Origin of the sequence: Antarcticibacterium sp. 1MA-6-2, from assembly GCF_021535135.1 — a bacterium.
Classification (GTDB): Bacteria; Bacteroidota; Bacteroidia; order Flavobacteriales; family Flavobacteriaceae; genus Gillisia.
This window is the reverse complement of record NZ_CP091036.1, coordinates 1,370,661-1,391,165: the sequence shown is the minus strand read 5'-3', so window position 1 is coordinate 1,391,165 and position 20,505 is coordinate 1,370,661. Positions and strand designations below refer to the sequence as shown.

The 20,505-nt window shown below is 38.4% G+C and carries 14 protein-coding genes and 6 pseudogenes; 9 read left to right on the top strand and 11 right to left on the bottom strand.

The window, feature by feature from the left end:
- Positions 1 to 135: 135 nt before the first annotated feature.
- The 3 genes and pseudogenes from LZ575_RS07000 to recG form a co-directional block, all read right to left on the bottom strand.
- The gene (locus LZ575_RS07000; RefSeq protein WP_235330043.1) at positions 136 to 519 is read right to left on the bottom strand and encodes a hypothetical protein; all 384 of its coding nucleotides are present in this window, start codon (positions 517 to 519) and stop codon (positions 136 to 138) included.
- Positions 512 to 1,003 carry a M48 family metallopeptidase gene (locus LZ575_RS06995; RefSeq protein ID WP_235330041.1) on the bottom strand — a complete coding sequence of 164 codons (492 nt, stop codon included), beginning with the start codon at positions 1,001 to 1,003 and terminating at the stop codon, positions 512 to 514. Before LZ575_RS06995 ends, LZ575_RS07000 begins: the two co-directional genes overlap by 8 nt.
- Positions 1,004 to 1,525: 522 nt before the next feature.
- Positions 1,526 to 3,638: pseudogene (gene recG, locus LZ575_RS06990) on the bottom strand (ATP-dependent DNA helicase RecG).
- Between the two features lie 183 nt (positions 3,639 to 3,821).
- On the opposite strand from recG, the gene LZ575_RS06985 reads away from it, so the two are divergent.
- The 4 genes and pseudogenes from LZ575_RS06985 (at position 3,822) to LZ575_RS06970 (ending at position 7,769) form a co-directional block, all read left to right on the top strand.
- Positions 3,822 to 4,640, top strand: a complete 819-nt coding sequence (locus tag LZ575_RS06985) for a hypothetical protein (protein ID WP_235330039.1) — start codon at positions 3,822 to 3,824, stop codon at positions 4,638 to 4,640.
- Positions 4,640 to 5,896 carry a M1 family aminopeptidase gene (locus LZ575_RS06980; RefSeq protein ID WP_235330038.1) on the top strand — a complete coding sequence of 419 codons (1,257 nt, stop codon included), beginning with the start codon at positions 4,640 to 4,642 and terminating at the stop codon, positions 5,894 to 5,896. The genes LZ575_RS06985 and LZ575_RS06980 overlap by 1 nt, the downstream gene beginning before the upstream one ends.
- Before the next feature lie 48 nt (positions 5,897 to 5,944).
- Positions 5,945 to 6,847: a patatin family protein gene (locus tag LZ575_RS06975; RefSeq protein ID WP_235330036.1), complete on the top strand. Its 903-nt coding sequence runs from the start codon at positions 5,945 to 5,947 to the stop codon at positions 6,845 to 6,847.
- Positions 6,847 to 7,769, top strand: a pseudogene (locus tag LZ575_RS06970) (patatin family protein). The gene LZ575_RS06975 and the pseudogene LZ575_RS06970 overlap by 1 nt, the downstream one beginning before the upstream one ends.
- Here LZ575_RS06970 and LZ575_RS06965 read toward each other — a convergent pair.
- The 4 genes and pseudogenes from LZ575_RS06965 to LZ575_RS24230 form a co-directional block, all read right to left on the bottom strand.
- On the bottom strand, positions 7,766 to 8,287 hold the full coding sequence (locus LZ575_RS06965; protein WP_235330034.1) for a hypothetical protein: 522 nt from the start codon (positions 8,285 to 8,287) through the stop codon (positions 7,766 to 7,768). The pseudogene LZ575_RS06970 and the gene LZ575_RS06965 sit on opposite strands and share 4 nt — an antisense overlap.
- Positions 8,288 to 8,298: 11 nt before the next feature.
- Positions 8,299 to 9,917, bottom strand: a pseudogene (locus LZ575_RS06960) (FMN-binding glutamate synthase family protein).
- 2 nt (positions 9,918 to 9,919) lie between these two features.
- Positions 9,920 to 10,963 (bottom strand): annotated as a pseudogene (locus tag LZ575_RS06955) (amidohydrolase).
- A gap of 2 nt (positions 10,964 to 10,965) precedes the next feature.
- On the bottom strand, positions 10,966 to 11,202 hold the full coding sequence (locus LZ575_RS24230; RefSeq protein WP_409187192.1) for a hypothetical protein: 237 nt from the start codon (positions 11,200 to 11,202) through the stop codon (positions 10,966 to 10,968).
- A 161-nt stretch (positions 11,203 to 11,363) separates the two neighbouring features.
- On the opposite strand from LZ575_RS24230, the pseudogene LZ575_RS06950 reads away from it, so the two are divergent.
- The 3 genes and pseudogenes from LZ575_RS06950 to LZ575_RS06940 all read left to right on the top strand — a co-directional run bounded on the left by LZ575_RS06950 (position 11,364) and on the right by LZ575_RS06940 (position 14,645).
- Positions 11,364 to 13,688, top strand: a pseudogene (locus LZ575_RS06950) (ATP-dependent helicase).
- 78 nt (positions 13,689 to 13,766) lie between these two features.
- The gene (locus tag LZ575_RS06945; RefSeq protein ID WP_235330032.1) at positions 13,767 to 13,982 is read left to right on the top strand and encodes a DUF2945 domain-containing protein; all 216 of its coding nucleotides are present in this window, start codon (positions 13,767 to 13,769) and stop codon (positions 13,980 to 13,982) included.
- Between the two features lie 42 nt (positions 13,983 to 14,024).
- Positions 14,025 to 14,645 carry an L-threonylcarbamoyladenylate synthase gene (locus tag LZ575_RS06940; protein WP_235330030.1) on the top strand — a complete coding sequence of 207 codons (621 nt, stop codon included), beginning with the start codon at positions 14,025 to 14,027 and terminating at the stop codon, positions 14,643 to 14,645.
- A gap of 72 nt (positions 14,646 to 14,717) precedes the next feature.
- Here the strand turns inward: LZ575_RS06940 and LZ575_RS06935 are convergent, their stop codons facing one another.
- The 4 genes and pseudogenes from LZ575_RS06935 to LZ575_RS06920 all read right to left on the bottom strand — a co-directional run bounded on the left by LZ575_RS06935 (position 14,718) and on the right by LZ575_RS06920 (position 18,471).
- Positions 14,718 to 15,854, bottom strand: a complete 1,137-nt coding sequence (locus LZ575_RS06935) for a neutral zinc metallopeptidase (RefSeq protein ID WP_235330028.1) — start codon at positions 15,852 to 15,854, stop codon at positions 14,718 to 14,720.
- A gap of 182 nt (positions 15,855 to 16,036) precedes the next feature.
- Positions 16,037 to 16,871: pseudogene (locus LZ575_RS06930) on the bottom strand (flagellar motor protein MotB).
- 84 nt (positions 16,872 to 16,955) lie between these two features.
- Entirely contained in the window at positions 16,956 to 17,948 is a 993-nt protein-coding gene (locus LZ575_RS06925; protein WP_235330027.1) for a glycosyltransferase family 2 protein, read from the bottom strand.
- A 67-nt stretch (positions 17,949 to 18,015) separates the two neighbouring features.
- Positions 18,016 to 18,471 (bottom strand): type I restriction enzyme HsdR N-terminal domain-containing protein, encoded by a 456-nt coding sequence (locus LZ575_RS06920; RefSeq protein ID WP_235330026.1) that lies wholly within the window; start codon positions 18,469 to 18,471, stop codon positions 18,016 to 18,018.
- 81 nt (positions 18,472 to 18,552) lie between these two features.
- On the opposite strand from LZ575_RS06920, the gene holA reads away from it, so the two are divergent.
- On the top strand, positions 18,553 to 19,557 hold the full coding sequence (gene holA, locus LZ575_RS06915; RefSeq protein ID WP_235330025.1) for a DNA polymerase III subunit delta: 1,005 nt from the start codon (positions 18,553 to 18,555) through the stop codon (positions 19,555 to 19,557).
- Positions 19,557 to 20,459, top strand: coding sequence for a 1,4-dihydroxy-2-naphthoate octaprenyltransferase (menA, locus tag LZ575_RS06910; protein ID WP_235330024.1), 903 nt, complete (start codon positions 19,557 to 19,559; stop codon positions 20,457 to 20,459). The genes holA and menA overlap by 1 nt, the downstream gene beginning before the upstream one ends.
- The last annotated feature ends 46 nt before the right edge of the window (positions 20,460 to 20,505 follow it).

The following is a 20,505-nucleotide window of genomic DNA, read 5'->3' as shown; positions in this document are numbered from 1 at the left end:
TAGATTTTTTCCGGCTGTAAAGATAACATTACAATTAGTTTCTGCATAATCTGAATTTTGGTTTTTAGACTGAATTAAGTGAAAAGAAAAAGGAGGCAGCGAGCCTCCTTTTGATGATGATGACAATCCTGTTCGTTATTGTTTTTTAGTCATATCCATGGCATAAACTTTTTTCCAGTCCTGCCCGTCTTTTCCAGATTCAAAAATAACCCAGTCCACTTTATTTTCTCCGCTCTTCTTTAGTTCGTGTCTCATCTTTTTCTTCGCACCTTCTTCCTCATATTCTTCTATAAGTTCATATTCTCCATTTCCGAGGTCTTTCAATTTTAAAGCTGAATGTTCAATCCCCATAGGGGCAGAAGTGCTGATATATGCCATGTCATATTCATCATTTACCGCATCATATGCCATTATTCTTTTTGCCATCACATTTCCCTGCGGATTCTTGTGGTTAATAATTACCATGTCTGCACTGTCATCCTGAATATATTCATCTGTACCGGAATATTCACTAAGCACCTATTCCCTGAAAGTTAGTTGAATTCACGTCCCAGTTACCAATCAGGAAGTCCAGTTGTTTATGTTTATTTTCGAGTTTGGCAAGTTTAGCCTTAGAGGCTTTCAGGAGCTGTTTTTCATCTTCTCTTTTATTCTTTTCATTTTGGGCAATAGATTTTTGAAGGTAGTTTTTGGCTTCTTCCGGATTCCCTTTTTCAATCAGATAATCGGCATAGGAATCCATGGGATTAGCTGCCTGGGGATATTCTTCCATATTTAAACTGAAAACATTTTCTGCTGCCTCGAGATCCCCATCATCGTGCATTAATTGATACCCTATTCTATTCAGTTCCCATTCGGTTACTTCATAATCTTTATTGGCTTTGAGGTCGCGATATTTTGCAAGAGCCTTGTCTATGCCGTTTTGCTTATATTCTTCGTAAACAGCATCTCCTATAGAATTTTTTTCTCTGTCTCCTGCCCAAAAGCAGTGGTAACAAAACATATGAGCATGATGCTCATGATCCGGCGAAGATTTAATTTTGATTCCATAACATTGATTATTAATTAGTTACAGATTAAATTTAATCAATATTAAGCTTATCGTCAATTTAGAAGTGAAAAGGAAGGTAAGTAGGAGGAGAGATAGTATTTAGCTTATCATAAGATTTAAGTTAAAAATTTAATTACAACAAGGTTTCACGCTTCATTATTCTCTTTAGACAATGCCATAGACAAACTTTTGTGAAAAGTTCTGTTTTGGCTCCTTAAAGGAGAATAAGACAGAATTGGGGGTAAACCCTCATCCAATGTAGATTCTAATTTTTAGAAATGAAAAGGTCCGCAGGCACTTTTCAAGTAATTCATTTCCTGTTTGACGTGTTCAGTCCATCCATTCCTTATATTCTTCACCTCTTGTAGAACTGGGCTTTGTCTATATTATTAATCCCTGTGAAGATTATTTACAAATACCTCTTCACTAAAACAGCTGGACCTGGAGATTGTGATAAGTAAAAGTGCATCCTGTTTAACTAATGTAGTTCCAAATGTTCTTGAATCTGGTTAACTGCTTGTATGCAAAGCGAACCATTCTATTCTTTTCCAGCTGCAAACCAGGATCTTCTGTTAAAAGTTGTTTGGCGTGATATCGGGCTACCTGTAATAGCTGATTATCTTTGACGATATCTGCAATTTTTAGATTGAGAACACCACTTTGCTGAGTTCCCATCATATCTCCCGGGCCTCTTAGCTTCAAATCAACTTCAGCAATTTCAAATCCGTCACTTGTGGAAGTCATAGTTTGCAATCTCACTTTGGCATCTTCAGAAAGTTTGTGGCTCGTCATTAAAATACAATAGCTTTGTTCTGCTCCCCGTCCAACACGACCACGCAACTGGTGCAATTGCGAGAGACCGAATCTCTCAGCACTCTCAATGATCATTACACTGGCATTGGGAACATTTACGCCTACTTCTATTACAGTTGTAGCGACCATGATTTGAGTTTCACCTTTTACAAACCGTTCCATCTCGTAATCTTTATCTGCTTAGCTTCATTTGCCCGTGCACTATGGAGATTTGGTAATCGGGTAAAGGAAACTCTCTAATCACACTTTCATAGCCATCCATAAGATCTTTATAATCCATTGTAGCCGATTCCTGGATGAGTGGATAAACTATATAAACCTGTCTTCCTTTTTTTATTTCATCCCTTAAAAATGCAAAAACTTTTAACCTGTTACTATCGTATCTGTGTACAGTTTTTATCTCCTGTCTTCCGGGAGGTAACTCGTCAATTACAGAGACATCCAAATCGCCATATAAACTCATGGAAAGGGTACGCGGAATAGGGGTGGCGGTCATCACCAAAATGTGCGGAGGCAGTTCATTTTTTTTCCACAATTTCGCTCTTTGTGCAACTCCAAATCGATGCTGTTCATCTATAATTGCCAGCCCCAAATTTTTAAATTTTACCTTGTCCTCAAGCAGCGCATGTTGTGCCAATTAAGATGTCTATTTCTCCGTTTTCAAGTTTTTCGTGAATTTCTCTTCTCTTTGGAAGCTTTAGTTGAACCAGTAAGCAAAAAAACACTGGTCTTCAATTCTTTACATAATTCAGAAATTCCCTGATAGTGTTGGACTGACAAAATTTCAGTCGGAGCCATTAAGCAGGCTTGGAATCCGTTGTCAAGTGCTATGAACATTGACATGAGCGCCACTATGGTCTTCCCGGAACCCACATCTCCTTGCAAAAGACGATTCATCTGTGCTCCGCTACCCAAATCACTCCTTATTTCTTTGATCACCCGCTTCTGTGCACCTAGTTAATTCAAAGGGTAAATGTTCCTGATAAAACTCTGAAAAGTTGTTCCCAATCTGATCAAAAACATAGCCTTTGATCTTCTTTTTTTGGATCATATTTTTGATCAAAAGCTGGAGCTGGATGTAAAATAATTCTTCAAATTTGAGTCTGATCTGTGCCTTCGAAAGTAGCTCCGGACTCTTCGGGAAATGGACATTAAAAAGTGCCTCTGCCCGGGAAATAAGTTTTAATTCCTGTTTGATTTCTTCGGGTAAAGTATCGTAAAATTTTCCTCCCGATTCCAGGAAAAGTTGCTGCATTAATTTGTTAATAACCCTATTCGTGATCCCCAGTTTTACCAGTTTTTCGGTGGAAGGATAAATAGGTTGCATTGCGCTGCGGAGACTTTTTTCATGCTCTTCGAGAGATTCCATTTCGGGATGAGGCATGCTGAAGAGGCCATTAAACCAATTAGTTTTTCCGAAAATGACATAAGGAGTGCTTACTTTTAGATTCTCCCTAATCCATTTATGCCCCCGGAACCAAACCAATTCCATTTTACCTGTATCGTCAACAAATTCCGCCACTAATCGTTTTCCCCGCTTTTGCTCCACAGTCCTTAAATGCACGATCTTTCCCACCACCTGAACTTCAGCTGAGTTCTGCTGAAGTTCATTGATCTTATAATACCTGGTTTTGTCGAGGTAGCGGTTTGGAAAAAAATGTATGAGATCCTGGTAGGTGTGAATGCCCAGTTCCTTCCGCAGCAGTTCGGCGCGATTAGGTCCAACTCCCTTTAAATAATCTATAGGAGTTTGCAACAGGTTGTTTACATTCATAAAACGAAGATATTAAAAAGCATCTTTTATTTAAGCTTAAGCGGAATCCGGTGTTTCTGAAAAATTTAATAATATGGACCTGTTTTTGTTTGAGGATCAATGATAATGATGGTTTTTGTAATTTGCAGGTCATTTAATCCCACTATGAGAAGTTATATTTTTTTGATTTTTATATTTTTTTCTTTGCAGGTTCTATCACAGGATGCTCAAAAAGAAAACGTCGATTTTAAGGCGGTTTCAGCCGAGGTTACGGTTTTACCTAAGGAGGAGATGGTCACAGGTAGTGTTGAATATTCGTTTCAAGTCCTAAAGGAAACTGATTCAATCTATATCGATGCCCGAAATATGGAAGTTACAAAGTTGCAGGTAAATGGGAATGTAGCTGATTTCAGTAATACTGGCTCCCGAATTTGGGTAAAGAAAAAGTTCTTTCCTTCCGAAGAAAATATAATAAATCTGGAATATTCTGCAACGCCAAAGCAGGCGCTGTATTTCATTAACTGGAATGCACCTGACTCTCTAAATGCAATGAAACAGGTTTGGACGCAGGGGCAGGGGAAAAATACTTCTCACTGGCTCCCTAGCTTTGATGATATGGCTGAAAAAGCCACTTTTTCAATGAAAATTAGTTTTCCTGAAGACTATAAAGTAATTGCAAACGGGGAGCTTAAGAATAGAAAAGCCATTAATGATTCTCTTGTGCAGTGGCATTATGCGATGGAGAAGCCAATGAGTAGTTATTTGGTTGCCTTCGCCGCCGGAGATTTTGAAGAGGCAAAAATTCCTTCTAATTCAGGGATTTCACTGATCAACTATTACGAACCAACGGACAAAAACAAGGTGGAACCGACATACCGATATTCTGCTGAAATTTTTGAATTTTTAGAAAAAGAAACGGGTGTCGATTATCCTTGGCAGAACTATAAGCAAGTGCTTAGGTTCGGGATTTTTTGTATTCCGGAATGGAGAATACGGGTACAACAATTTTTTCAAGAGCCCTGATGGTGGATTCTATTGCCTACAATGATCAAAACTACGTAACAGTAAACGCTCACGAACTTGCACATCAATGGTTTGGGAATTATGTTACGGCTGCTAATGGGGATCATCACTGGTTGCATGAGGGCTTTGCAACCTTTTTCGCCCTCCTGGCAGAAAAGAAGCTTTTTGGAGAAGATTATTATTACTGGAAACTATTTCAATCAGCCGAAGAGTTAAAGGCCCTGAGCGATGAGGGGAAAGGAGAGGCCCTGATAAATTCCAAAGCGAGTTCCCTTACCTATTACCAAAAAGGAGCCTGGGCTCTGCACATTTTAAGAGAGAGGATTGGTGCTGAAGCTTTTAAAAAGGCTATAAAAAATTATCTCGAGAAATATGCCTATGGAAATGCTACAACAGATGAATTTCTTGCTGAAGTTGAAGCAGCTTCAGGAAAAGATATGGATGAATTTAAAGCCGATTGGTTGACACAATCTGCCTTTCAGGGAACTGCAGCATTGACATCTTTAAAGAATTCAGAATTCATTCGGAAATATATGGAAATAGCAGCTTTACGGGAGGTTCCTTTTCAGAATAAAAAAGAAATGCTTTTGGAAGCACTTAAATTTCCTGTCAACGATTATATAGGTCAGGAGGTAATTCTACAATTAGCCGATGTAGACATAGCTGAAGCTTTACCACTTTACAACATAGCCTTGGAAAGCGGAAATCTATATGTACGGCAGGCAATTGCCATGAGCAGGCAGGATGTTCCTGAAGCTCTTAAATCTGCTTTTGAGGACTTGCTGAAGGATAACTCTTATCTAACAAAAGAAAATGCGTTAATGAATCTTAATTTGACTTATCCTGAAGAAGCAGAAAAATGGCTGACGCAAACCAAAGGGATCATAGGATTTTCAAACTTGAATGTACGAATGCTATGGCTGGTGATTAATTTAGTCTCCCCACAGGTAGATCCTGAAAGTACGCAGGAATATTTTGAAGAACTTTCAGCCTATACCAGGTCATATTATCCTTTTGAAGTGAGGCAAAATGCCTTTGGCTATTTATATCAAATTAATGCATTTACTAACGAAAATCTAAAGGATCTGTTGCAGGCTTCTCAGCACCACAACACACGTTTCCGGGACTTTTCGCGAAAGTTGCTCGAAACCCTGCTTCAAAATCCTGACTATCGGCAAAAATACGTAGATTTAAAAGGACAATTGTCAGAAAAGGATCGGGCATTTTTAGATACCAGGTTGCCAGATCAACAATAAGAAAGCCATTCCGGAAGATTCATATCCGGTTAATTTTTAATAAATAAAATGCGGGCATTGGTAATCTCAGGTGGGGGCAGTAAAGGAGCATTTGCTTATGGTGTAGCCCAATATTTAATAGATGACAAAAAGAGGGAATATGACCTTTATCTTGGAACTTCTACCGGAAGTTTACTTATTCCACATCTTGCTTTAGGTAAATGTAAAAAATTACATGAAGTCTACACCTCCGTCAATCAAAGCAGTATTTTTAGTAATCTACCTTTTACCATTAAAAGAATTCACGGCTACGATCAAATAAGTATTAATCATTTTCAGATGGCGCGGAACTTTCTAAAAGGGAAGAAAACATTTGGAGAGAGCCTAAACCTAAAAAAACTTATAAAAGAAACTTTTACTTTTCAGGAATTTGAAGAATTAAAAGCATCAAACAAGGATGTTGTTGTAACAGTTTCTAATCTTTCCCTCAACGAGGTAGAATACAAATCCATCAGGGACTTTGGGTATGAAGATTTTTGTGAATGGATATGGATCTCCTGTAACTATACCCCCTTTATGAGTCTGGTAAAAAAAGATGGATGCGAATACGCTGATGGGGGATTAGGTTCCATGGTTCCAATTGAAGAAGCAATAAAGCGGGGTGCTACAGAAATTGATGCCGTAGTTTTACAAACAGAAGTAAGTTATTATAACAGGATGCCTTCTAAAAATGTTTTTGGCCTTATTTCCACTTTATTTACTTTTATGCTGGACAGAATTGAAAATCAGAATATCCGTATTGGAAAATTTGCAGCTGCAAACAAAAACGTGATAATAAATTTTTACTATACGCCTACAGTTTTAACTACCAATTCCCTTATTTTTGACAAGGAGAAGATGAAAAGCTGGTGGAAGAGTGGATACACTTTTGCCCAATTAAAGAATGACGAATTAAATCAAATTGAACCGTAGTGAGGGCATTGGTAATCTCAGGTGGGGGCAGCAAAGGAGCATTTGCTTAAGTGGTGTAGCCCAATATTTAATAGAAGAAAAGGGTAAGAAGTACGATATTTATCTGGGGACTTCCACGGGAAGTCTGTTGATCCCGCACCTGGCTGATGGTAACATTGAAAAGGTATATGATATTTATACTAATGTGACCCAGCGAAAGATCTTTAATATTAATCCTTTTATTGTAAAGAAAAAAGATGGTCGCGAATACGTCACCATCAACTACTTCAATATGTTGTGGCAATTCCTGAAGAAGAAAAGGACTTTTGGAGAAAGTCGTAATCTTCATAAGGAAATAAAAAAACATTTCTCTCCCGGTAATTTTGAGTCCATCAAAACCAAATGCCATGATGTGGTGGTTACGGTATCCAATTTATCAAAGAACCGGGTGGAATATAAATCGATCAATGAATTTTCATATGACGATTTTTGTGACTGGATATGGATAAGCTGTAACTATATTCCGTTTATGAGTCTGGCCACAAAGAATGGCTATGAGTATGCCGACGGTGGTTTGGGTTGTGTGGTCCCTATTAGGGAAGCAATTAAACGCGGCGCTAAAGAAGTGGATGCGATAATCCTTGAAGCAGAAAATATGGAATATCATAAAGTGTTGGGGAAAAATCCCTTTTCACTCATGATCAACCTATTTGGATTTTTGCTTGACCAGGTGGAATATCACGACGTTGTTGAAGGTAAACTAACTGCTCTTAACAAGAAGGTGAAGCTTACCACTTATTATACGCCCGTGCAATTAACAGAGAATTCCCTGGTCTTCAATAAGGATTCCATGAAAAAATGGTGGCAGCAGGGCTTCGAGTACGCGAAGGAGAAAGATATTGAGCAAAAATCTTCAAAAAGGTTCTGGAGGACTTTCTTCTAAATAATATCTCTTACCTCTTTTTTAATATATTCCAGAGCAGCATCTGTAGGTGCAGCCTGATCCATTAGGTTTGTGAGAAGTACTTCCCGAAGCTTATCTGCTGTATCAACGTCTTCTCTTTTTACTGCTTTCCTTATCATTCCTATAGTAGCATTTTTAGCAGTTTTTATAACGTTCCAGCATTCAGAGGAAATATAGATCTGCTGAGCAAGGTTGTGTTCAAATTCCATGTCTATGGTATGGGTAAGAAGGGTTTCGTATTCTTCCAGGCTGTTGGAAGCAGGTTTTACTCTCAGTAACAATTTTCCAAGGGAGATGCGTTCTATAAAAAGGGTCATTCTCTCGAATGCCTGTAGTTTTACGGGAAGTGCCGATTTTTGATTCTCCTGCCTTAAAACGAATCTTCTTCTTTTTTCCTCATTGCTGGTGTGCATTTGAAAAAAATAAAAGGATACAACTCCAACGACCACTGCGGGCAATAAATAAAAAAATAACTGCAATAATTGATTATCTGCCATAAGAACTAAAACTATTGTTTAGAAACAGAGGTATCTTCTGTTTCTACCTCTTTAACATCGGTTTCTTCTCCTTTTCTGTAGGAGCCCCCTAAGTTAGCACATCCTACTAAAGTTTCAGTGGAAGTAAAAGGAACTTCTGTTTTATTGTATACGAAGGTCTGTGCCAGGGACTTAGCAATAAATCTATCTCCTAAATTGATCTCCACATCGTCCATAGTAAACTGGCATGGGTGCTCATAACCGCAGGCATGTATTATTTCCAGTAATTCTTTTCTAAAATTTGTGAAGTAATAATTCACCCGCTCCGCTTTATTTTTCACATTAATCCCTGCCTGTAACCACCTGTTTTGTGTTGCAACCCCTGTAGGGCAGGTATTGGTATGGCAAGCCTGTGCCTGAATACAGCCCACACTTAACATAGCCTCTCTTGCAACGTTGATAATGTCTACACCCATAGCAAAAGCCATGGCTGCTTTGGCAGGGAATCCTAATTTTCCGGCCCCGATGAAGACAATTCTGTTCGTCAAATTCTTACGTTGAAAGATCTTGTAAATATCTGTAAACCCATACACAAAGGGCAGGGCCACGTGATCTGCAAAACTGGGAGGAGCTGCACCTGTACCACCTTCACCACCATCAACTGCAATAAAATCGGGTCCTCTGTTGTCTCTGGCCATAATTTCTGCAAGTTCTTCCCATTCATCCAGTTTTCCTATGGCCGCTTTAATACCCACAGGCAAACCTGTATTTGCCGCTATATCTTCTATAAATTGCACCAGCTCCTCCATATTGCCGAAAGTGCTGTGGTTAGGAGGGGAGAGTACATCTTTGCCCAAAGGAACATGCCGAATACCCGCAATCTCAGGGGTAATTTTGGAAGCCAGTAAAACTCCTCCTTTTCCGGGCTTGGCTCCCTGGGAAAGTTTTACTTCTAAAGCTCTTATCTGCGGAAAATCTTTCGTCAATTTGACCAACTTTTCCATAGAAAAGGATCCATCTTCATTCCTGATCCCAAAATATCCTGTTCCTATCTGGAAGACAACGTCTGCTCCCTTCTGGTGGTAAGGCGATAATCCTCCTTCGTAGTATTATGATATGCATAAGCTTTTTTACAACCTTCATTTAGAGATTCAATTGCTTTGGCTGAAAGTGATCCAAAACTCATTGCTGAGACATTAATTACAGAGGCAGGCCTGTATGGTCTCTTTCTCTTATTGAATTCACCCATTACCTTAGCACAGGCCAGGAAGTAAGGATCCTTCAGGTAGTGGTGATTCTCCGGAACCTTATAAGGAATGACGGCATTATTAATAAAGACATAATTGACCTCATATATATCCTGGTCTGTTCCAAAACCCTCATAATTATTAACATTTTTAGAGGAGGCATATACCCAGCCGCGTTCCACCCGGTTAAAGGGTAATTCTTCCCTGTTTCCGGCTACAATATATTGCCGTAATTCAGGACCTATACTTTCGAGAAAATATCTCAGGTGGCCTACAACCGGAAAGTTGTGGGTTATAATATGTTTTTTATTGAAAAATATGTCTCTTATGGCAACGACTGCCAGAAATATGAGAATCCAGCCCCACCAGGGTATTGAACTTAATATTTCTATAAATCTGTCCATTTTTATTGGTTTAAATAATCAAGAGCGAGTTGTGACATTACTTTGACACCTAATAATAATCCGCTATCGTCGATAAAGAAATCCGGGGTGTGATGGGGTGCAGGATCGGTAGAATCCAAGGGTTGTCCTCCAAGGAAGAAATAGAACCCCGGAACCTTTTCCTGGAAAAACGAAAAATCTTCCCCATAAGGGTCGCATTTTGAAGTTCAACTTTTTCTGCGCTAAGCAACCTTTTGAAGAGTTGGCAGCATTTGACGGGTCAATTCAGGATCGTTATAGGTAATTGCAGTATTATTTTCAATTTCTATAGTGGCACTTCCCCCATAAGCTTCGGCAATTGCAGGAACCATTTCTCTCATTCTTCTTAAGATCAATTCCTTCATATCAGGATCTAATGTTCTCACTGTTCCAATCATTTCCGCAGTTTTAGGTATTATGTTAAAGCGTACCCCACTGGAAATTTTACCCACAGTTATAACTGCTGCTCCGTCAACAAGCTTGGCCTCCCGGCTGATAATGGTTTGTAATCCATCAATAATTTTTGCTGAAATGAGAATAGGATCTGTTCCGCTCCAGGGAGCTGAGCCATGTGTTCCTTTACCCTGCACGTTTATCACAAACCTTTCTACGGCAGCCATAGTGCCTTCCGGTTTATAGCGAATCGTTCCAACAGGAGTACTTGAATTAATATGGAGTCCGAAGATCGCATCAACGTCAGGATTCTGAAGGACACCTTCTTTTATCATTAAGGACGCTCCTCCTTCTTCCCCGGGTGGCGGACCTTCTTCTGCGGGCTGGAATATGAATTTTACGGTTCCGTTGATCTTGTCTTTATTTTCAGAAAGAATTTCAGCAACACCCATTAAAATAGCAGTATGTGTATCGTGCCCACAGGCGTGCATAACTCCGGTTTCAGTCCCAAGAAATTCAGTGGTTACTTTCGATCTATAGGGCAGATCATTCCTTTCAGTAACAGGAAGGGCATCAATATCGGCTCTTAAAGCTACTACCTTTCCCGACTTATCATCTTTTAAAATTCCTACCACACCTAAGTTTTTCCAACGCCTGTTTGCACCTCCATTCCCAATCTTTTAAGGTGGGCTGCTATTTTTTTTGCTGTTTCAAATTCCCGGTTAGACAGCTCGGGGTTTTGGTGAAAATCCCGGCGCCATTCTATAACCTTAGGTTCCAGTGCGTCTGCTGCAGATGCAATTTCAGGATCTATTTGTTGTGCAGAAGCAGCTGTAAAGCAAAGGCAGCAAAAGGCAACACCTATTTTTTTCATTTGTTATAATTAAACAGAGGGATAAGGGTTAATACTCCTAAGATATTTAAAATTTCAGGTTTGTCATAATTTGCGGCTACTTTGTTCAAAAGTATAAGGCCCTAAGATTTACATAAAAGCTTTAAATTGGTTAAATTCACGCCTTAAAAGAAAAAAGGAAATTGGAATCTTATTTAGCTGAATTAAATGATGCCCAGCGGGCGCTTACTGCAAAAAGACGGTGCAATGATAGTAATTGCAGGAGCCGGATCGGGGAAAACGCGGGTGCTTACCTATAGGATCGCATACCTAATGAGCAAAGGAGTGGATCCCTTTAATATTCTGGCGCTCACCTTTACCAATAAGGCGGCCCGGGAGATGAAAAAACGTATTGCCCAAATCGTGGGAAATAGTGAGGCCAAGAATCTTTGGATGGGCACTTTCCATTCCATTTTTGCCAAGATGTTACGCTTTGAGGCAGATAAACTTGGTTACCCTTCAAATTTCACTATTTATGACACCCAGGATTCCCAGCGACTAATAAGCGCTATTATAAAAGAGATGGGCTTAGATAAGGATGTATATAAGTACAAACAGGTTTATTCAAGGATCTCATCATATAAGAACAGTCTCATCACGGTAAAAGCCTATTTCCAGAACCCGGAATTAATGGAGGCCGATGCAATGTCTAAAAAGCCGAGAATGGGAGAGATTTACAGGAACTATGTGGAGCGTTGTTTCAAGGCCGGAGCAATGGATTTTGATGACCTTCTTCTGAAAACCAATGAACTTCTAAACAGGTTTCCCCAGGTGCTTCAGAAATACCAAAACAGGTTCAGATACATTCTGGTGGATGAGTACCAGGATACAAACCATTCGCAGTATTTAATTGTAAAAGCATTATCAGATAAATTTCAGAATATATGTGTGGTAGGAGATGACGCACAGAGTATTTACGCCTTCCGTGGAGCAAACATTAATAACATTCTGAACTTTCAGAAGGATTACGAAAATGTGCAGATGTACAGGCTGGAACAGAATTACCGCTCTACCCGAAACATAGTAAACGCTGCCAATTCAATCATAGAAAAGAACAAGACAAAACTGGATAAAGTTGTATGGACAGCCAATGATGATGGATCCCGGATTGTTGTTAATCGCCTGATAAATGATGGGGAAGAAGGAAGATTTGTAGCAAGTTCCATATTTGAAAACAAAATGCAGAATCAACTGAGCAATGGGGATTTTGCAATTTTATACAGAACAAACGCCCAAAGCCGGGCAATGGAAGACGCTTTGAGGAAAAGAGATATTCCATACAGGATCTACGGCGGACTATCATTTTATCAGCGGAAAGAGATAAAAGATGTCCTGGCTTATTTAAGGCTTCTAATTAATCCGAATGATGAAGAAGCTTTGAAGCGGGTGATCAATTATCCGGCGCGTGGGATTGGACAGACTACAATTGATAAACTTACCATTTTGGCCAATCAATATGGCCGTTCAATTTTTGAGGTAATTGAAAATCTGGATCAGCTAAACATTAAGATCAATTCCGGAACAAGAAATAAGCTCTCCAATTTTGTAAATATGATCAAGAGCTTTACCATTCTCAATGAGAATGCTGATGCTTTCACCGTGGCTGATACTGTAGCCAAAAAACCTAGTCTCGTACAGGAGCTGAAGAAAGATGGTACTCCTGAAGGTGTTGCCAGAATAGAAAACATCGAGGAACTGCTGAATGGTATCAGAGATTTTGTGGAAGGGCAGAAAGAACTTGCAGATGCTACGGGATCATTGACAGAATTTCTTGAGGATGTAGCCCTTGCTACAGATATGGATAAAGATACAGGAGATGATGACAGGGTAGCTCTAATGACGATTCACCTCGCTAAGGGACTTGAATTTCCATATGTTTATATTGTAGGAATGGAAGAAGATCTTTTTCCATCTGCAATGAGTATGAATACAAGGACTGAATTGGAGGAAGAACGTCGCTTGTTCTATGTCGCCTTAACCCGTGCTGAAAAACAGGCATATCTTACGTACACACAATCCAGGTACAGGTGGGGAAAATTAGTAGATGCTGAACCGAGCAGATTTATTGAAGAAATTGAAAACCAGTTTCTCGATTATATGATCCCTCAGGATGATTATAAGTACAAACCTTTAATAGATACTGACATTTTTGGAGAAGTAGATAAAAGCAAACTTCGACAATCTAAACCTGTTTCAGGATCTCCGCCATCTAAGCACACAAGCCAAGTGAGGAACAGTTGAGGAAACTCCGCAAGTTACGACCTGCAACAGCCTCTCATGCTGCAAATGATATTACCGATGGTGTAAAACTTATAGAAGGCAATGAAGTTGAACACATCCGGTTTGGAAAAGGAAAAGTGCTAAAAATAGACGGAGTAGGACAGGATAAAAAAGCAGAAATTGATTTTGAGAATGGAGGCATTAAAAAGCTCCTGCTAAGGTTTGCCAAATTAAAGTTGTTGTCCTAATTCAGGAAAGCCTTAACAGTTAAATTTCTGTTACTCAACATGCCTACTACTGCAGGTTTTATTATCTTGATTTAAAAAATGATAAGGACTGGCAGTAAAGTTAGCTGGAAGTGGGGCAAAGGTACCGCAACAGGCACGGTTAAGGACACTTTTGACCGGAAGATCACGACCACTATAAAAGGCTCTAAGATCACCCGAAATGGGGAACCCGGCAATAAAGCTCTTTTCATTCAGCAGGAGAACGGAAATGAAGTTTTAAAGCTGGAAAGTGAGGTAGAACACCTGGAGCAATAGATTTTTCTGCAACTCCTATTTATCATTTTAAAAACTAAAAGAATGGCTGAATTAATAAGGATCTACGAAGAAAACCCTAATCCAAAAGACATAAAAAAAGTAGGAGACGTACTCCGTAAAGGAGGAATTATAATTTACCCGACAGATACGGTATATGGATTAGGTTGTGATATTACTAATACCTCTGCCCTGGAAAAAATTGCCCAGTTAAAAGGAGTAAAACTGGATAAGGCAAACTTTTCATTTATTTGTGAAGACTTAAGTAATCTTTCAGATTATGTAAAGCAGATAGATACTCATACCTTTAAGATACTTAAAAGATGTTTACCGGGACCGTACACATTTATTCTACCGGGGAATAGTAATTTGCCAACAGTTTTTAAAAAGAAGAAGACCGTTGGTATAAGAGTTCCCAACAACAATATTTGTAAAGCTATAGTACACGAACTGGGTAACCCTATTGTTTCCACATCTATTAGAGATGAAGATGAGGTAATTGAGTACACAACAGATCCCGAACTTATCCTTGAAAAATGGGATAAACTTGTGGATATTGTTATTGACGGAGGCTATGGAGATAATACTCCTTCTACCGTAATAGATCTTACCACTAACTCTCCGGAAGTTATTAGGCAGGGAAAAGGAAGCCTGGAAATAATGTAAAAAGATTTTCCCAAAAATAGAAATGCCATTTTCAATTAAGAAAATGGCATTCTTTCATTTGTGGTATTGAGACTATTTAGTCGATCCCGGTGCAGGAATAACTTCTGAAATCTGTTCAACAAAAATTTCATGAAGTTCCTCTACAGTAAGGATGTGCCCTTGTTTTTGCGCGTCATTTGCGAGTTCAAATCCTAAACGAGCAGCTTCCATTCTTTGTGCAGGAGTACCGTGGTGACCATTTGATGTAAAGCTACAATCTCCAATTTGGAAGAACAATTCAAAGAATTCTTCAACTCTTTTCCAGTTGTACGTAGCTCCTCTTTTGTGCGTCATATAATATGCAGCGAAAAAGTCTGCTTCCAATTCTGTAAATCTTGTTGCTTCCGGAAGATTATCTGCCGCACCTATTGGATACCATTCCCCGTAATTGTTGAATTGTACCTGGTGTGACCACTCATGAGCAAGAATCCCTGTCCATACAATACTTTCTTCTACTCCGGCTTCAGCAAGCCATCTAACTAAACCATCACCAATTACTATTGTTCCATTGCTGGATGCGAAACCATCTGTAGCAAAATATGGATTTTCTGGTAAATTTGGAGATGCTTCATTTAATGCTAAATATTGATCTGCAATTTGTGCCGCTTGCTGAACCGTCAGAGGCAAGAAACTTCCATCAGGCAGATTATATCCATAAAAATTTGATAATACACTAATCCAAACATTTCTATCATTTAAATTAGCAGTGTGCTGTCCATTTACCCTAATGTCTATTGGCAGTTCAAAGAATTTAGAAAGTTCTCTTTCACGTTTTACCATTAAGGATGTGAATTTTCCTTCAGCCCCAAAAGTTTGTTCTCCTTTATCTATTAAATAACTGTAATAATAATTGATGTTAGAATATATCCCATTATTAGCCAAAGCTATGGGGTCTGCTATTATTTGCTGTATGTATACACCTACTACTTCATCAAGCTCTGTTGGGGCACATTCACTAGGTTCAACTGCATTTCTAACAGCAATCCCAATGTTTTCGCTAACCTGAATTTCAGCTGATTTTCCACTGTTTGGGTTAAGAATTAATTCTTTGTTCATAGTCTCGGCATTTAAATTTGTCGTAGACTGTTCTAAATTTTCTTTCTCGCATGAAACAGCAAAAGTTCCTACTGCAAGAATTAATAAGGTAGCTTTAATTTTGTGTAAATTCATTTTCATATTTAAAATAGTTAATAATCCGTTAAAAATAGGTTTATGAAAACTATTGAACAAATGAATTTTAATCAACAAATGTTAATGTTTGATAAACAGTAACAACAATCTTAAATGGATACTTTACTAAAATAAAAAAAGCCCCGAATTTCGGGGCTTCTAAATTTATTCAGGTGGCTTTATTATTTAGCACTCTGCATTCCTTGTTCGATCAGGTCATAGAACTGATCTAACTTAGGAAGAATAACGATTCTGGTTCTTCTGTTTTGAGCACGTCCATCTTCTGTCGCATTGCTAGCTAAAGGCACGTAGTAACTTCTACCTGCAGCTGTCATTCTTTCAGCTAAGTACATTAAACTCATTTTGAAGTGTTCTAACTACAGAAGTAGCACGTTTAACACTTAAATCCCAGTTATCTTCGATACAGTTGGTGCTTATAGCTTTATCATCTGTATGACCTTCAACCATAAACTCGATATTTGGACGGTTGTTAACTACCTGGGCTACTTTTCCTAAAACTTCTTTAGCACGGTTAGAAAGATTCCAACGACCGCTTTCGAATAAAAGTTTGTCAGAAATAGAAACATAAACTACACCTTTTTCAACATTAATCTGGATGTCTTCATCATTCATGTTACCAAGAACTCCTTTAAGACTTGTAACTAAAGCAAGAGTTACAGAATCTTTTTTGGTAATAGCATCCTGCATACGCTGGATCTTGATATCTTTTTCCTTGATGCTCTCTAGAGATTTTTCAAGGTTTTCAGCTTCTTTCTTTGACAATGTGGCCAAATCACCAACGTTGTTAAGTAGGGCAGCATTTGTGTTGTTTAAAGTGTTAATCTGTTGACCAAGACGTTCTTTTTCATCCAAACAGGAATTTAACTTCACGGTGGCCGTGTTAAGTTGGTCTCTTGTTTCTTTGTGTTGGGCTTCCAGTTCAGCATATTTCTTTTGTGAAACACAAGAAGAAAGTAAAATTGCCGCAGTAGCCGATAAAAGCATGATTTTCTTCATAATCGGTGTAATTAAATTTATTTGTTAGAATTTTCCAAAGTTATCAAATCTAGTGCCAATAAAATAGTTTTTAAGGGCAAAACCTTAAAAGTTTGAAAATTTTTTTTCTCCCTTTAAAAAGTAAGTGCAAACAACGGAATTTTTGGAGAAATAATTAAGCTTTTTTGGAAAATTTTTTCTCTTTCGCAGCAGCAGCGGCAGACGTTTGTAGAAATTGATATGTGCTTTAAGGACAGCGCTGAAATGATTGGCTTTTCCTTCAAATAAAAATTGTATTCCCGCAACTCCATCCAGGATCATGCGTAGAAATATTACCCAAATTAATTGATGAGAAGGAAGATTCTTTATTAAGTTGTATAAACTATTCCTGAAATTATAAAACGTTTTTTGAGGGTTCATACTATTCAAAGTGGCCCCACCAACATGGTAGACTACAGATGTAGAAACATATCTTACTTTATAACCTAAACTGTTCAGTCTCCAGCAGAGGTCGATCTCCTCCTGATGTGCAAAATAATCCTCATCAAAAGCTCCGGCTTCATAAAAAACTTCTCTTCTTATAGCCAGACAGGCACCACTGCCCCAGAATATTTCCTGCTCATCGTCGTACTGTCCTTCATCTTTTTCGATAGTCTCAAAAACCCTTCCGCGGCAGTAAGGATATCCAAACCTGTCAATATAGCCTCCGGCTGCACCAGCGTATTCAAAATATTCAGGTCTTTTAAAATCTAATAGTTTAGGCTGCACGGCACCTGCCACGGGATATTTCTTAAAAGTTGCTAAAATTGGTTCGAGCCAATGAGGGGTTACCTGTACATCGCTATTTAGCAGAACAAAAATGTCTTCTTTAACACTTGCCAGCGCATCATTATAGCCTTTAGCATATCCTCCGTTAACTTCATTTCGAATAATTTTTACTCCCGGAAAATTTAATTCCACGTATTTAATTGAATTGTCTGTAGAAGCATTATCGGCAACATACACGGTTGCTTCAGATGAAAAAGACACTACATCGGGCAAAAATTGCTTCAGAAGTTTAAGCCCATTCCAGTTTAAAATAACTACTCCTATTGTCATTAAGGTGATTTAAAAGAAGAAGAAGCAAAAGTACATAGAATAATAGTTTGCCTCTTTACTTAAGTGTTCAACTTTGGATAGGATCATAATCCGGGAGCTGTGGCAAAAAATTATACTTTTCCTTTTGGTAATCCATTTGGCAGACATAATGCTGCAGGCCATTCGTTACCATTAAGAATTGAGCGTTTAACTTCATGTTGTACCGTGCAATTTGATCAAAAGTGGCTTGAGTAATAGTGATTTCAGGTGCTTTACATTCCACAACGAGGTGAACTTCACCAGAGGAATTAAAAACCACAATATCATATCGCTTCACTATTTTTCCAATTTTCACCTGCTTTTCCACATTTATCAGGCTGGTGGGATATTTCTTTTGCTGCTTCAGGTATTGAACAGTATTAAGCCGAACCCATTCTTCAGGAGTCAGAATGACGAATTTTTTCCTTATTTCATCAAAAACAGCTATTTTATTTTCGCTATTTTTGAACCGAAACGAATAGTCGGGAAAATTTAATTTTTGCATAGCCTCAAAATTAGTAAAAAGGATGAGGCCTCAGTTTAATCTGAACAAATATTGAAATTTCCAGATTGTTTAAACCCACTAATGGAAGAAGCACTGCAAATAGTTAAAGCGATTCAAAAAGGAGATATAAAGCCAATCTATTTCCTGATGGGAGAAGAGCCTTATTACATTGATAAAATATCAGATTACCTGGAGGAGAACCTTTTACAGGAAGAGGAGAAAGGGTTTAACCAAATGGTACTTTATGGTAGGGACACCAGTGTAGATGATATTGTTAGCAATGCAAAACGCTACCCTATGATGGCTCCAAGGCAGGTTATTATTATAAAAGAGGCTCAGGATCTTTCAAGGACTATTGATAAATTGGAAAAATATGCAGAAAATCCTCAGGAAACCACTACTCTGGTTTTTTGCTATAAGTATAAAAAGATAGATAAGCGGAAAAAGCTGTATAAACTGGTTTCCAAAAATGGGGTACTATTTGAGGGAAAAAAATTATATGAGAATCAGGTGGCGGAGTGGATCCAGAAAACTTTAAAATCGCGTAACTATCAAATCTCTCCTAAAGCTTCCCAGATGCTGGTTGAGTTCCTGGGAACCGATCTTGGAAAGATAGATAATGAACTGCAAAAATTACAGCTTATCTCTCCGGTAGGTTCTACTATTACTCCGGAATTAATTGAAGAAAATATAGGAATTAGTAAGGATTTCAACAATTTCGAACTTCGGAAAGCTCTGGGACAAAGAGATGTGGTGAAAGCTCACAGGATCATTAATTACTTTTCACAAAATCCTAAGGACAATCCAATGATAGTGACAATTTCTTTACTCTATGGTTTCTTCTCTCAAATATTACAGTACCACGGGCTGGTTGATAAATCAAAAGCTAATGTGGCAAAATATTTAAAAGTAAGCCCCTATTTCGTAAGCGATTACGTCCTGGCTGCAGGAAATTATCCTATGAAAAAGGCGAGTAATGCAATTGCACTTTTGCGGGATGCAGATGTAAAAAGTAAAGGAGTGGGAGCGGCTAATATTCCTCAGGGAGATTTATTGAAAGAACTTTTGGTTAAACTCATGGCTTAATGGGAAAAGTAAGTTCATGGTTAAATGCTGCCCGCTTAAGGACTTTGCCTTTATCAATCTCAGGAATAATTGTGGGTACTACGATTGCTGCACAGGAAGGGTATTTTAATATAGTCATTTTTAGTCTTGCCCTGGGAACAACTTTAGGGCTCCAAATTCTATCTAATTTTGCAAATGATTACGGAGACGGGGTAAAAGGCACTGATAATGATGACCGCATTGGCCCTGCAAGAGCTATACAAAGTGGTCTTATTACAACAAAAGAAATGAAGCAGGGAATTATAGCCACCACAGTAATAACTTTATTTTTGGCTGTTCTTCTCATTTATACTGCTTTTGGAAGTGAAAATTTTCTTTTTGCTGTAATTTTCTTTTTGCTGGGAATTGGTGCTGTTGCAGCAGCCATAAAGTATACAGTCGGCAATAACGCCTATGGGTACAGGGGAATGGGGGATATTTTTGTATTTCTTTTCTTTGGTCTCGTAGCAGTTTTTGGCTCGTACTTTCTTTATGCTATGGCTTTAGAATGGACCGTTCTTCTTCCTGCATCGTCAATAGGACTTTTAAGTACGGGTGTTTTGAACCTTAATAACATGAGGGACAGGTTGAGTGATGAGAAAGCCGGAAAAAATACTCTTGTGGTAAAAATGGGAGCAGGTAATGCAAAAAATTACCATTACTTCTTAATATTGGGAGCTGTTTTGTGTTTAGTACTCTACGCAATTTTGACTGCAAAAGAGTGGAACGATTTTTTATTCGTAATTGCTTTTGTACCCCTATTTTTACATCTAGCTCGCGTTGGAAAAAATGAAAGTCCAATGCTTCTTGATCCGGAGTTGAAAATTTTGGCTTTAACAACATTTTTTCTATCCCTTTTATTAGGATTGGGCTTAATTATTTAAATATAACTGGGAGGGACAATAAATTATACTGCATATTGCTGAAAAA

What these genes read in the sequence shown, in the direction of transcription:
- LZ575_RS06995 (WP_235330041.1), bottom strand. Translation starts at nt 1,003, where the DNA reads ATGTTTTGTTACCACTGCTTTTGGGCAGGAGACAGAGAAAAAAATTCT.
- LZ575_RS06980 (WP_235330038.1), top strand. Translation starts at nt 4,640, where the DNA reads ATGGTGGATTCTATTGCCTACAATGATCAAAACTACGTAACAGTAAAC.
- LZ575_RS06975 (WP_235330036.1), top strand. Translation starts at nt 5,945, where the DNA reads ATGCGGGCATTGGTAATCTCAGGTGGGGGCAGTAAAGGAGCATTTGCT.
- LZ575_RS06965 (WP_235330034.1), bottom strand. Translation starts at nt 8,287, where the DNA reads ATGGCAGATAATCAATTATTGCAGTTATTTTTTTATTTATTGCCCGCA.
- LZ575_RS24230 (WP_409187192.1), bottom strand. Translation starts at nt 11,202, where the DNA reads ATGAAAAAAATAGGTGTTGCCTTTTGCTGCCTTTGCTTTACAGCTGCT.
- LZ575_RS06945 (WP_235330032.1), top strand. Translation starts at nt 13,767, where the DNA reads ATGATAAGGACTGGCAGTAAAGTTAGCTGGAAGTGGGGCAAAGGTACC.
- LZ575_RS06940 (WP_235330030.1), top strand. Translation starts at nt 14,025, where the DNA reads ATGGCTGAATTAATAAGGATCTACGAAGAAAACCCTAATCCAAAAGAC.
- LZ575_RS06935 (WP_235330028.1), bottom strand. Translation starts at nt 15,854, where the DNA reads ATGAATTTACACAAAATTAAAGCTACCTTATTAATTCTTGCAGTAGGA.
- LZ575_RS06925 (WP_235330027.1), bottom strand. Translation starts at nt 17,948, where the DNA reads ATGACAATAGGAGTAGTTATTTTAAACTGGAATGGGCTTAAACTTCTG.
- LZ575_RS06920 (WP_235330026.1), bottom strand. Translation starts at nt 18,471, where the DNA reads ATGCAAAAATTAAATTTTCCCGACTATTCGTTTCGGTTCAAAAATAGC.
- holA (WP_235330025.1), top strand. Translation starts at nt 18,553, where the DNA reads ATGGAAGAAGCACTGCAAATAGTTAAAGCGATTCAAAAAGGAGATATA.
- menA (WP_235330024.1), top strand. Translation starts at nt 19,557, where the DNA reads ATGGGAAAAGTAAGTTCATGGTTAAATGCTGCCCGCTTAAGGACTTTG.